Source organism: Oribacterium sinus (assembly GCF_963537195.1).
Lineage (GTDB): Bacteria > Bacillota > Clostridia > Lachnospirales > Lachnospiraceae > Oribacterium > Oribacterium sinus_A.
This window is the reverse complement of the sequence record NZ_CAUTEG010000011.1, coordinates 1-13,540: the sequence shown is the minus strand read 5'-3', so window position 1 is coordinate 13,540 and position 13,540 is coordinate 1. Positions and strand designations below refer to the sequence as shown.

Below are 13,540 nucleotides of genomic sequence, written 5' to 3'. Positions count from 1 at the left end.
ATCCGGACAAGTTCGTCCAAGAGTAGAAAGGGATAGAATGAACCAAAAGGTCTTAAAGACATTGGAGTTTTACAAAATCATAGACCGATTAGTGGAGGAGGCAGACTCTTCTTTGGGTAAGGAGAAGTTGAAGGCCTTGGAGCCTTCTTCTTCCTTTTTAGAGGTGGAGCAGAGTCTTTCGGAAACAGAGGCGGCACAAGACCGCATTCGTTTAGGGGGAGGAATTTCCTTTCGGGGAATCAAAGAAGTCCGCCCCTATTTTTCCCGTTTAGCCTTATCCACAGCCCTTTCCATTCCGGAGCTATATGATATTATCCTGATTTTAGAAAAGACCAAAAAAGCAAAGGATCAGGGAGAAGAGAGGGAAGATGCTTTACAGGAGTATTTTCAGGCTTTAGCCCCCTTGGATGATATTCGAAGAGAGCTGCAACGTTGTATTCTTTCCGAAGAGGAGCTGGCAGATGATGCCAGTCCGGAGCTTTCCCAGCTGCGCAGGAAGGAAAAGGGCTTAGAGGAAAAAATCAACCAGGAATTAAATCGAATTTTACAGCATAACCGTTCTATGTTGCAGGACCCGGTGATAACCCTTCGAAACGGGAGGCATGTGTTCCCTGTTAAGGCGGAGTATAAGAATGCTTTCCGGGGAATTGTTCATGATGAAAGTAGCTCAGGAGCTACTCTTTTTATGGAGCCCTTCTCCATTGTTCAGCTGGAAAATGATATGCGGGAACTTTTGTCTTTAGAGAAAAAGGAAGTGGAGAAGATTCTTTTACAGCTCTCCCTTTCTTTAGCGCCCTTTACCGAGGAACTGGGGGAAAATGTAAAGATTTTAAGTCATTTGGACTTTGTTTTTGCCAAGGCAAAACTTGCCAATAAGATGGACGGGGTAAAGCCCATCTTGAATCAGGAACGAAAGACGGTGCTTTTGGATGCCCGCCACCCTCTGATTCCCAAAGACAAAGTGGTGCCCATCAGCATTCGCCTGGGAGATGACTTCAGTCTTTTGGTGATTACCGGACCCAATACCGGTGGTAAGACGGTTTGCTTAAAGACTTTAGGATTGTTCCAACTGATGGGGCAGGCGGGACTCTTTATTCCGGCTTTCCAGGGCTCCAGCATTACGGTGTATCGGGAGATTTATGCAGATATCGGGGATGAGCAAAGCATTGAGCAAAGTCTCTCCACCTTCTCCTCCCACATGACCAATACGGTGCGGATTTTACAGGGGGCAAGGGAAGACTGCCTCTGCCTTTTTGATGAGCTTGGGGCGGGAACAGATCCTACAGAGGGAGCGGCTTTGGCATTGGCTATTCTGGACCACCTTTTCCAAAAGGGAATTCGAACCCTGGCCACCACCCACTATGCGGAGGTAAAGCTTTACGCCTTGTCTACTGATGGAGTGGAAAATGCCGCCTGCGCCTTTGATGTGGAAAGTCTCAGGCCTAGCTATCATCTCTTGATTGGTGTACCCGGAAAGTCCAATGCCTTTGCCATTGCGGAGAAGCTTGGTCTTCGAAAGGACATCATTGCTTCTGCGAAGAATCGCATGGGAGAGGAAGACCTGCATTTTGAAGATGTGATTGCGGATTTGGAAAATACCAAACGCCTTGCCCAGAGGGAAAAGGAAGAAATCGAGCGCTATAAGGCAGAGGTGGAGAGCCTAAAGCAGCGTGCCAGAGAATCCACCAAAGGCATCGAAAAAGGAAGAGAGAAAATCCTGCAAAGAGCCAGAGAAGAGGCTGCTCAGATTTTACGGGAGGCGAAGGAAACCGCTGACCAGGTGGTAAAGGAACTACGTCGGCAGGAGGCAGGAAAGAGCAGTGCCTTAGAGGGAGAAAAGACCAGAACCAAGCTTCACCAAAAGATGCGGGAAAATGACGAGGCTCTGTCCTCCACCATGGTAAAGGGACCCTCGCAAACCATTTCCTTAAAGAAATTGGCCATCGGAGACAAGGTAAGGGTTTTAAGCATGCATGATATGGTGGCAACGGTTACCACTCTTCCGGACAAAAATGGAATGTTCACCGTTACTGCCGGTATGCTTCGCACTAAAGTTTCCGCCAAGGATGTGGAATTTATCCAGCATAAGGAAAAGGAAAAGCCGGAAAAGAATCAGGGAAAAGTCGCCTCCATCGGAAGAGGAAAGGTGCTGGGAATCTCTCCGGAAATTAACTTAATTGGAAAAATGACGGCGGATGCGTTGCCGGAGTTAAATAAATATTTGGATGATGCCTTTTTGGCAAGACTGCCTCAGGTACGAATCGTTCATGGAAGAGGTACCGGAGCCCTTCGAAAGATGGTGCAGGAATGCTTGAAAAAGAATAAGCATATCGAATCCTTCCGTTTAGGAGAGTATGGGGAAGGCTCTGACGGTGTCAGCATTGCATTCTTTAAGAAATAAAAAGCCGGTGAAAGAATGAAGAGTCTATGCAGCTTAAGCTCTGTATAGACTACAAAGATGAGCCGATGAACACTCGTGTACTGCATAGATTGAAGCGAAGACTTGCTTCGGTGATTTTTAGAGCAATGAAAGTTGGAAAACATTAGAAAGGAGGAAGCATGGCGGAGAAACAAAAAATCTTGATTGTGGATGATGACAGTTCTATTGCAGAGCTGGTTTCCCTATATTTAGAAAAGGAATGCTACGATACCCGAATCTGTGAAGATGGGGAAGAGGCCTTAAAAAGTCTGGAAAAAGAGCCGGTGGCGCTGATTATTTTAGACCTGATGCTTCCGGGGATAGACGGTTACGAGGTTTGCAGAAGGATACGCACAAGCTCCAATGTGCCCATTATCATGCTTTCCGCAAAGGGAGAGACCTTTGATAAGGTGCTGGGCTTAGAGCTTGGAGCGGATGACTATATGCTAAAGCCCTTTGATACCAAGGAGCTGGTAGCCAGAGTGAAGGCGGTTTTGCGAAGAAGCCAGCATGTCTTTTCGCCACCTTTGGAGGAAGATAAGGAAAAGGAAGGGGGAGAAGACCTTTTACGAAAGGGCAAATACATTGCCTACGAAGACTTGGTAATTAACCTAAGCAATTATGCGGTGCATTATAAAGGAAAGGCTATTGATATGCCCCCAAAAGAACTGGAGCTTTTGTATTTCTTGGCCAGCTCCCCCAACCAGGTTTTTACCAGAGAGCAGCTCTTAGATCATATTTGGGGCTATGAGTTTGCCGGGGATTCCCGGACAGTGGATGTGCATATCAAGAGGCTTCGGGAGAAGCTTCCCCAGGTGGAAGAGTGGGAGATTTCCACGGTCTGGGGCATAGGTTACAAGTTTAGACTGGGATAGATAGAATAAGGCAGGAGGGAATTTGGGAAAACGATTATTTATCAAATTTATCATCACCTACCTGCTGTTTTTTCTCTTTGGCTTTCTTTTTCTGTATTTTTACGGAGAAAAGGCTATCGGGCAGAATCTATACCAAAGAGAGGGACAGGAGCTTTATAGTGAGGCTACCAGGCTTGCCAATTTCTATTCCAAAGAGGAAAACGGAGCCCTTTCTCTGGATAGACTCAGTAAGGAGATGGAAGGTAACATTCATAGAAGTAACGTGGAATGGACCTTGGTGGATAAGGACGGGAAAATTCTACAGCATAAGGGGAAGGACAATCTGAGCGGAAAGACTGTGAGTGATTTTGATCCTACGGAAAACGGTGGAAAAATTGCTTTCCGAGGCAATCTTCACGGTTTACTGCCTGAGGAACATATCTTGGCCCAGGCTCCCATTCAGAGAAATTACCAAAATCTTGCCTACCTGATTTTACATAAATCCGTAGCGGGAATAGAGCAGGAAAAAGCAATGCTGTTCAGCATTTTTTATAGAGGCTTTCTGGCTGTAGCAGTACTGTCTCTTTCCATTTTTTTCGTTTTTTACTTCTGGGTATATCGACCGCTGGGAAAAATTACGGCAGGGGCGGTACACTATGCGGCAGGAGAATATTTGTATCGGATTTCCGTCGGTGGAGGGGATGAAATGTCCTACCTTGCGGATACTCTGAATTTCATGGCGGAGGAAATCCAAAAATCCGATGACTACCAAAGGCAGTTTATTGCCAATGTTTCCCACGACTTCCGCTCCCCACTAACCTCCATAAAGGGCTATTTGGAGGCTATGTTGGATGGAACTATCCCCAAGGAGGCGGAGGAAAAATATTTGCTTCGACTGATTTCCGAGACGGAGCGCCTGAGTAAACTGACCCAGTCCATGCTGAGCTTAAACAAGCTGGATCAAGGAAGCTCTTTAAACCGAAGCAATTTTGATCTAAACCGGATGATTCGAGAAGTTTGTGCCAGCTTTGAAATGCAGTGTCAGAAGAAAAAGCTGGGATTTTCTCTGGTGTTTGCCGAGAAAAAACAGATGGTCAATGGGGATTATCCTAAGATTCAGCAGGTCTTTTACAATCTTTTGGACAATGCGGTAAAATTCTCCAAGGAGGATTCGGAGATTCAGATTCGGACGGAGCAAAAAGGCACGAAGGTGCTGGTGGGCATTAAGGATCAGGGCATCGGAATTCCCAAGAAGGATTTGGGGAAGATTTGGGAGCGTTTTTATAAGACGGACATTTCCAGAGGAAAGGATAAAGCCGGTACCGGCTTGGGACTGGCCATTGTAAAAAGTATTATCACTGCCCACGGGGAAAACATTGACTGTGTTTCCACGGAAGGAGTGGGTACGGAATTCAGCTTTTCACTTCCCGCAATGGAACGGGTAGAAGAGTAAGATAGTGGGGCTTTAGAGGAACGCAAGATGGAAGAACATTTTATTCGAGAGAAAATCGTAGGTCCTAAGGGAAAATGGAAAAAAAGGCTGAAGAAGGCGGTACTGATTCTGCTTTCCGGCGGACTTTTTGGTATAGCGGCAGCCTTTTCCTTCTTTTTTCTGGGAAAACGCCTTTCCCGAGGGGAGGCCGAGCAAGCAAAGGAAAGCATTGCCCTGGTGGAAGAAAGTACGGAAGCGGCATCGGAAAGCACGGCGGAAACCGAAGCGATTGAAGATGTAGTACAGTCAGAATTGCAAAAGTTTGATTTCTCCGTATCCAGCTATGACAGCCTGATGTCCAATGCCAAAACGCTGATTTCCGAAGGTGAAAAATCCTTGGTAGAGGTCAGTATTCATACTCCCGGAGAAGATTCTCTCAGTGAAGCAAACCAGCATTGTACCGGGGTGATTTTAAAAAAGACCAAAGAAGAGGCGGTGATTCTCTTTTTGGGAGAGGCCAAGGCAGGGGCAGGCTACGAGGTCACCTTTAACCGGGAAAAAAAGCTTCCCGCCACTCTTCGGGGGAAAAGCGGCAGGGATCGATGGGTGGTTCTTACCGTAGAACTTTCTTCTCTAACGGATAAGGAGTGGGAGAAAATTCAGGAAATGCCCAGAGGAAATTCCAGACTTCTGCAAAAGGGAGACACGGTACTGCTTTTAGGTTCCCCCTTGGGACAGGCCTATTCCTCAGCTTTAAGCACCATCGGTGTTTTGTCCTATGACAAGGCTTCGGAGGACAGGGTTTGGGAAGAAATCAAGATGCAGTTCTCCGGAGAAGAAAACAGCACAGCCTTTGTTTTAAACACAAAGGGGGAATGGGTAGGCTTCTACACGGAGGCAGAGGATAGAAAAGCAGGAAGACAGATTATCGGAATATCTGATGCTTTAGAAAGTCTGGAACGACTCAGTAATGGAGGAATTCTTCCCTATTTCGGCGTAAAGATTCAAAACAGTTCCAAGACCATGAAGGAGCTGGGAATTCCGGAAGGGGTTTATGTCACGGAGGTGGTGGAAGACAGTCCCGCCTACTCTGTTGGAATTCTTCCCGGGGATATTATCATAAAATTGAACGGAAAGAGCGTTGACACCGGCAAGGCTTTTCAGGATACTTTGCAGGAACAGGCGGAAGGAGCGGTTGTTCCCGTGGAACTTCTCCGTTATAATGGAAAAGAGTATGTAGAGTTAGTGCTTTCTTGCCCTATACAGGCAAGGTAGGAAGGAAAAAATATGGAACGAGTTCCTAACCCCAATCGCTTTATTGAGAATTTCCGAGATGGGCTTCGGGTGAATAATGTGTATCTTGTGAAAACCAAGAATGCAGCGGTGACAAAAAACGGAAAGGAATACTTGAATGTCTGCTTGCAGGACAGAACCGGCACCATTGATGCCAAGGTATGGGAACCCAATTCTCCGGGGATATCGGACTTTTCTCCCATGGACTATGTGTACGTGGAGGGAAATGTCAGCATTTACAACGGGGTAAATCAGCTAAGTATTCAGCGTTTGTCGGTGGCTTCCGAGGGAACCTATGCGGCGGAGGATTTTTTACCGGTCAGTAAGCATGACCGGGAAGAAATGGGGAAGGAACTTTTTGCTCTGATTAAGACCGTACAGAACCCTTATTTACAGAAGCTGTTACAGAAGCTTTTTGTGGAGGATAAGGATTTTTACAAATGCTTTTCCTTCCATTCCGCTGCAAAATCCGTGCATCACGGCTATGTGGGGGGACTTTTGGAGCATACCCTGTCTGTTGCCAAACTTTGCGATTTTTATGCAAGACACTATGGGGATATCAATAGAGACATTTTGTTAAGCGCGGCTCTTTGCCATGATATCGGAAAAACCAAGGAGCTTACTCCCTTTCCGAAAAATGATTATTCCGACGAGGGACAGCTTTTAGGTCACATCTTGATTGGCTACACCATGCTTTCGGAAAAGATGCAGGAGATTCCCGATTTTCCGGAGAATATAAAGACAGAGTTTTTACACTGTATCCTGTCCCATCACGGGGAATTGGAATACGGTTCTCCCAAGAAGCCGGCTACCATGGAGGCTTTGCTCCTTTCCTTTGCGGACAATACGGATGCCAAGCTGGAAACCATGCGGGAGTTTATTGAGCAGGGAGAAAAGTCCGGAAAGGCCAAGGAAGCCAACGGCTGGGTGGGCTTTAACAAACTTTTGGACAGCAATGTAAAGAAGACTTTCAATTAAAAATTCTGTAGGGTGAATTCTGTAGGGTGAATTCTGTAGGGTGAATTCTGTAGAGTAAATTCTATAGAGCAAATTCTATAGTGTATATTCATTAAGAGTTTTCAGAGATTTCTCAGTTAGATTTTATATAGTATGTAGAAGAGGATTTTGTGATTCAATTATTTTTAGGAGATAAGGTTCTGCCCTTTGAAGCGGACATCCGAGAGCTTTGTAAGGCATTTTACCCCGGGGAGGATTTTCAGATTCATAGCAGTCAGGGGATTCGCCTGATGGAAACTACCCAGGAGGAGAAGAATGCCTTTAAGCGGGCGAAGGAAGTGGGACAGCCCACAGAGGTAAATAAAAAGAGCTTAAAGCATAAACCGGAAGAAAAGAAAAATCGCATTTTAACAGAGGAGGGGATTCTCGACCCTTCTCTGTTCCTCTTTTCTTTGGAAATTACCGGAGAAGAGCTTAGCTTTACCGGAGAGCGGGGAAAGGATAAGTCGATTTTAAAGGCCTATCTTTATGATATTTTGGAAAAACAAAGCGGAAGGAGTCTTCCCTGGGGAGACCTAACCGGTATTCGTCCGGTAGGACTTTGCCGAAAAATGCGGGAAGAAAAGGGCCAGAGTTCCGAAGTTTTGTTCCCTGCTCTTAAAGAAGAGTATCGTTTGGAGGGGGAGAAGGCGGAGCTTTTATATAAGATTTCTTTGCAGGAAGAAGATATTTTACAAAGGGCGGAAAAGGCTTATGGAAAAAGCATTTCCGAAGGTTACAGTCTTTATATCAATATTCCCTTTTGTCCTACCCGTTGTGCCTACTGCTCCTTCCTTTCCATGCCTATGGGAAGCTTTTCCGAGAAGATGCCGAAATATCTTTCTCTTTTAGAGGAGGAAATGCTTTTTGTGCTGCGAGAAATGGGAGAGAAAAGAGGAAAGCAGCTGCAAAGCATTTATATCGGTGGCGGAACCCCAACAGCCCTAGGGGAAAAGGATCTGGAAATCCTGCTTTCCTTAGTGGATAAGCATTGTTTTTCCAAGGGAAAGGGCGCCATAGAATATACGGTGGAGGCAGGCAGACCGGATTCTATTAATCGGGAAAAATTAAGGCTATTACAGGATTTTTCTGTAGATAGAATTTCCATTAACCCCCAAAGCTTTCATCAGGAAAGTTTAGACATTATCGGAAGAAAACATTCCGTGGAAGAGGTGAAGGAAAAATATTCTCTGGCAAGGGAATTAGGTTTTGACAACATTAACATGGACTTAATCTTAGGCTTGCCGGGAGAGCATTTGCAGCAGGTGGAGGAAAGCCTTTCCGAAATCCTGCGCCTGGCTCCGGATAGCCTAACCGTACATTCCTTGGCGGTGAAGCGGGCCGCCAGACTAAAGGCGGAGGAAAATCATTTTCGGGAAATCTATCAGGCTGGTGGAGATTCTGAAAACTTTTTGCTGGAAAGAGAGTTTTTCATTCCCTATCTGCCTTCCTTAAAGAAGCGACAGGAGAGAAGAGAAATCGAGTGGATGATGCTTTGTAGTATGGATACGGCGGAGAAATTGGATTTACAGCCCTACTATCTTTATCGCCAGAAAAATATGGCGGGAAATCTGGAAAATATCGGTTTTGCCAAGAAAGGGAAGGAGTGCCTTTACAACATTTTTATGATGGAAGAAAAGCACAGTGTTTTAGGTATCGGAGCAGGGGCTTCCAGTAAGATTCTGTTTCCCCAAGGTAGAATCGAAAGAACGGACAACGGAAAGGATATGCATTCCTACTTAGAGCGCTTTCCGGAGTATCTGGAAAAGAAACGGAGACTTTTGGAAGAGGAGGAGCTTCGGTAAAAGAGTCTGTAAAAAAGTCAAAACAGTTTTCTAAGCAATATTGCCGAAAATCTATTTCTTATTTTGATTTTTACAGCCCCTTTTATGGGCAAAGAGGATTAATAATTCGGAGTAAAGAAACTTTGAATATGGTCGAAATAGTAAGGGAAAGTATGTATATAATTCAAAAACTCCTAGAAAATAACTAGGAGTTAGTCTATACTACTCTTATCCAAAGCTTTTAAGGAGTGGGGGAAGAATTCCCGGAAAGGATGCAAAATGAATATTCAAGAGAGAAAAGTAGGGGTTATCGGTTGTGGATTCGTAGGAGCGAGCTCTGCCTTTGCCTTAATGCAAAGCGGACTTTTTTCCGAAATGGTTTTAAACGATGCGGATCGAGCGAAGGCGGAGGGAGAAGCACTGGATATCAGCCACGGACTTCCCTTTGCAAAGCCTATGAAGATTTATGCCGGAGATTATGATGATTTAATGGATTGCTCCATCCTGGTGATTACGGCAGGAGCAGGACAGAAGCCGGGAGAAACCCGTTTGGATCTGGTGAAGAAGAATGTAGGAATTTTTAAGAGTATTATTCCGGAGATTGCCAAGAGAAATTATGAAGGAATCCTTCTGATTGTAGCCAATCCGGTGGATATTTTAACTTATGCGGCGGTAAAGCTTAGCGGCTTCCCGGAGAATCGGGTATTCGGCTCCGGAACCGTATTGGATACCGCAAGACTGAAATATCTTCTGGGAGAGCACCTTTCCATTGACAACCGATCCGTGCATGCCTTCATTATCGGAGAGCACGGAGACAGCGAGATTGCCGCTTGGAGCAGTGCCAATGTATCCGGTATTCCTTTGAACGATTTCTGTGAACTTCGGGGGCATATCGAGCATGATGAGTCCATGAGACGCATTGCGGAAAATGTAAAAAACAGCGCCTACGAAATTATTGAAAAGAAGAAGGCTACCTACTACGGTATTGCTATGTCCGTTCGCAGAATCTGTGAAGCCATTATTCGAGATGAGAAATCCATCCTGCCGGTTTCCAGTATGCAGCACGGAGAATACGACATTCATGATGTGTCTCTTTCTGTTCCGGCTATTGTGGGAAGAGGGGGCGTGGAAAGGGTAGTATCCATTGAATTAAGTCCGGAGGAGAAAGAAGCATTACAAGCTTCTGCGGATACCTTAAAGAAAGTTATTGAGGACGCCCTGTAAAAGGTCTTGCCTAAATCGGAGATTTTAAGGAGAGTGCCCTGTAAAGAGATAGTTATTCCATTGGTTATAGCCTAAAGAGGATGCCTACGACCGGCATCCTCTTTTCTTGCACTTTTTTTCAACTTCCTTTATACTTTAGCAGAAAAGAAAGGAGAAAGTATGGGATTAGAATTCATTCATAAGTTACCCTCCGCATCAGAGGTAAAGGAACAGTACCCCTTGTCTTCCGAGCTGATTGCTCAGAAAGCCAAAAGAGATGAGGAAATTAAGGCCATCTTTACAGGAGAAAGTCGCAAGTTTTTACTGGTGATCGGGCCCTGTTCCGCAGACCATGAGGATCCTGTACTGGAGTATTGTCACAAGCTTAAAGAAATTGCCAAAGAGGTGGAGGACAAGATTTTAATTGTTCCCCGCATCTATACCAATAAACCGAGAACCACAGGAGAAGGCTACAAGGGTATGCTCCATCAGCCGGATCCGGAAAAGCGTGCCAACCTGATTGAAGGGATTTTTGCCATTCGAAAGCTCCACATGCGAGTTTTGGAGGAAACAGGCTTCAGTACCGCAGATGAGATGCTTTATCCGGATAACCTGTCCTACCTGTCCGATATGCTGTCCTACATTGCGGTGGGAGCCCGTTCCGTAGAAAACCAGCAGCACCGTTTGGTGGCTTCCGGGGTGGATGTTCCCTGCGGCATGAAGAATCCCACCTCAGGAGACTTAGGAGTAATGTTAAACTCCATTTATGCAGGACAGCATGGCCATGAATTCATTTTCCGGGAATGGGAAGTAAAGTCCTCCGGAAACCCCTATACCCATGCCATTATGCGAGGCTTACAGAATAAACACGGGGAGATGGTGCAGAACTACCACTATGAAGACTTAAAGCTTTTACATTCTCTTTATGAGGAGCGGAATCTGGTGAACCCTGCGGCGGTAGTGGATACCAACCATTGTAATTCCGGAAAGCAGCATAGAGAGCAGCTTCGTATTGCCCAGGAAATCATGCATTCCCGGAAGTATTCTCAGGAGCTGGCCAACTTTGTGAAGGGTCTGATGGTGGAGTCCTATCTTATTGAGGGCGCTTGTAAGGTGGAAGAGCATATCTTCGGAAAGTCCATTACCGATCCCTGTATCGGCTGGGAGGATACGGTTCGTTTGATTTCCAATGTCTACGAGTACGAGCAGCAGACCAAATATTAATACAGCACGGCAAGAGCAGTTTGATTTTTGAGGGAATGAAAGTAAGTGATATACCCACACTATTGCCGGGATACTACTTAAGAACGAGATACCCCTCGCCGTGAGAGAGATGTAAAATCAGGCAGGATTTTTCTTTTGAAAGAAAGACAGATCCTGCTCAGCCAATGATGAGAAAAGGAAGGAAGCAGTATGGGAGTTTACGAAGAATTACAAGAGAGAGGATTGATTGCCCAGGTTACAAATGAAGAAGAAATCCGAAAAATGGTGAATGAAGGAAAGGCAATCTTTTATATTGGCTTCGACCCCACTGCGGATTCCCTTCATGTAGGGCACTTTATGGCGCTGTGCCTGATGAAGCGTTTGCAGGCAGCAGGCAATAAGCCTATCGCCTTGGTTGGAGGCGGAACCGGTATGATCGGAGATCCTTCCGGTCGTTCCGATATGCGGCAAATGATGACCACCGAAATGATTGACCATAACTGTGCCTGCTTTAAGAAGCAGATGAGCCGTTTCATTGACTTCTCCGAGGGGAAGGCATTAATGGTCAATAATGCGGACTGGCTTAGAGATATGAACTTTATGGAGTTCTTGCGAGAGGTAGGTCCTCATTTTTCCGTAAATGAAATGCTGAGAGCCAGATGCTATGTGAACCGTCTTTCTCAGGGACTTTCCTTCTTCGAGTTTTCCTATATGCTGATGCAGGGCTACGATTTCTATCGCCTCTATGAGGACTACGGCTGTAACATGGAGTTCGGCGGAGATGACCAGTGGTCCAATATGCTGGCAGGAACAGAGCTGATTCGTAAGAAGCTGGGAAAGGATGCCCATGCTATGACCATCACTCTGCTTACCAATAAGGAAGGAAAGAAGATGGGAAAGACAGCCAGCGGTGCGGTTTGGCTGGATGCGGCTAAGACCAGTCCCTACGACTTCTACCAGTATTGGCGAAATGTGGATGATGCGGATGTAGGAAAATGTCTTCGCCTCCTGACCTTCATTCCTATGGAAGAAATCAAGAAGATGGATGCCTGGGAAGGGGCAGAGCTGAACAAAGCTAAGGAAATACTGGCTTACCATTTGACAGAGCTGGTACATGGTGCGGAAGAAGCTAAGAAGGCGGAGGAAGCAGCCAAGTCCTTGTTTGCAGGAGGTGGAAATTCAGCAAATACCCCGAAGTGCGTCCTAAAGAAGGCGGACTATCCTGAGGGAATCGACATCTTGAATCTTTTGGTTGTGAGCGGTTTGGCACCATCCAAGGGAGAAGCCAGAAGAAATGTGCAGCAGGGCGGCGTAAGCTTTGCCGGAGAGAAGATTACGGATATCGGAAGACAGCTTTCCATTTCCGAACTGGAGAATGAACCCTTGCTCCAGAAGGGAAAGAAGAGCTTTATGAAGATAGTGTTGGAGTAATAGAGGATATAAAAAGAATAAGACTCTCATGCAGTATAGGTCTGAAAGTAGGGCACTATAACCCACCTAATTGTGAAATACTGTAAATAATTAAGGGGCTGTAAAAAATCAAAATAGTTTTCTAAGCAATATAGGTCTAAATTGGGGGCACGCTCTCGCTAGCTTCGCCACGTATCGGATACTAAGCGAAAAACTGCGATTCTCTTGTTTTTCGCAAGTACCGACGGGCTCAGACTACCCCTCATTTAGACCTATATTGCCGAAATCTATTTATTATTTTGATTTTTTACAGCCCCTAATTGATTTTTACAGTTCTTCGTTTGAGGTGTTTTTTGTGTGTTTCGTGGGCTCAGATTGCCCTCTTTTCAGACCTATACTGCATGAAAGTCGGCTTTACTATTTTTATGTTCACTGATTACTCTAAGTTGAAAAATGCAATAAAATGAAAAAAAGATGAGGGACACAGTTCCCTCATTTTTTGAGAGTCTTATGTTTGGTGTGTTCTTTAGGGATACATCGGATTTTTTTTTGCATAATTAAGGAGAAAAAAAGAGGAGATAAAGATTATCTCTCCATCTTCTTACTTCTTACCCATATAGATTCCATAGTTTTTGCGTATCTTGTAAAGCTCCTCCTTTGTGTGAATTTTGGGGGTATTAGCTTATCCCTAAAAAGCTAAAACTTGATAAAACAAGAAGCAGATCCCAGAGGGCTGCTTCATCAATTTTTTCGTAAGTGTCCGTACACTTACTGTGCTTGCTACAAAAGAATGATTATGGTAGCAAGCATTAAGCAAGTTCTAAATATATATTTTATATTATACCAAATGAGGTAAGTAATGTCATCAGAATTGAAAAAATGCTTTTAATATCAAAAATGAAAAACTAAATTCTACTCATTGACCTCTCGGTAGATTTTACTTCTG

The 13,540-nt window shown here is 45.0% G+C and carries 9 protein-coding genes; all 9 read left to right on the top strand.

Annotated elements, in window-relative coordinates:
* Nucleotides 1-37: 37 nt before the first annotated feature.
* The 9 genes from RYL27_RS02630 (at nt 38) to tyrS (ending at nt 12,615) form a co-directional block, all read left to right on the top strand.
* Nucleotides 38-2,401 (top strand): endonuclease MutS2, encoded by a 2,364-nt coding sequence (locus tag RYL27_RS02630; RefSeq protein WP_314965043.1) that lies wholly within the window; start codon nt 38-40, stop codon nt 2,399-2,401.
* A gap of 158 nt (nt 2,402-2,559) precedes the next feature.
* Complete coding sequence (locus tag RYL27_RS02625) at nt 2,560-3,294, top strand: response regulator transcription factor (protein WP_007156692.1); 735 nt, start codon at nt 2,560-2,562, stop codon at nt 3,292-3,294.
* 22 nt (nt 3,295-3,316) lie between these two features.
* The gene (locus RYL27_RS02620) at nt 3,317-4,726 is read left to right on the top strand and encodes a sensor histidine kinase (protein ID WP_007156691.1); all 1,410 of its coding nucleotides are present in this window, start codon (nt 3,317-3,319) and stop codon (nt 4,724-4,726) included.
* A gap of 27 nt (nt 4,727-4,753) precedes the next feature.
* On the top strand, nt 4,754-5,980 hold the full coding sequence (locus RYL27_RS02615) for a S1C family serine protease (RefSeq protein WP_314328695.1): 1,227 nt from the start codon (nt 4,754-4,756) through the stop codon (nt 5,978-5,980).
* A 12-nt stretch (nt 5,981-5,992) separates the two neighbouring features.
* Nucleotides 5,993-6,976, top strand: a complete 984-nt coding sequence (locus RYL27_RS02610) for a 3'-5' exoribonuclease YhaM family protein (RefSeq protein ID WP_314965040.1) — start codon at nt 5,993-5,995, stop codon at nt 6,974-6,976.
* Between the two features lie 149 nt (nt 6,977-7,125).
* On the top strand, nt 7,126-8,799 hold the full coding sequence (hemZ, locus tag RYL27_RS02605; protein WP_314965038.1) for a coproporphyrinogen dehydrogenase HemZ: 1,674 nt from the start codon (nt 7,126-7,128) through the stop codon (nt 8,797-8,799).
* 258 nt (nt 8,800-9,057) lie between these two features.
* Nucleotides 9,058-10,002 carry an L-lactate dehydrogenase gene (locus tag RYL27_RS02600; RefSeq protein ID WP_314965036.1) on the top strand — a complete coding sequence of 315 codons (945 nt, stop codon included), beginning with the start codon at nt 9,058-9,060 and terminating at the stop codon, nt 10,000-10,002.
* A 159-nt stretch (nt 10,003-10,161) separates the two neighbouring features.
* A complete protein-coding gene (locus tag RYL27_RS02595) occupies nt 10,162-11,205 on the top strand; it encodes a 3-deoxy-7-phosphoheptulonate synthase (RefSeq protein ID WP_314965034.1) in 1,044 nt (347 codons plus the stop codon).
* 189 nt (nt 11,206-11,394) lie between these two features.
* The gene (tyrS, locus tag RYL27_RS02590) at nt 11,395-12,615 is read left to right on the top strand and encodes a tyrosine--tRNA ligase (protein WP_314965032.1); all 1,221 of its coding nucleotides are present in this window, start codon (nt 11,395-11,397) and stop codon (nt 12,613-12,615) included.
* Nucleotides 12,616-13,540 lie beyond the last annotated feature (925 nt).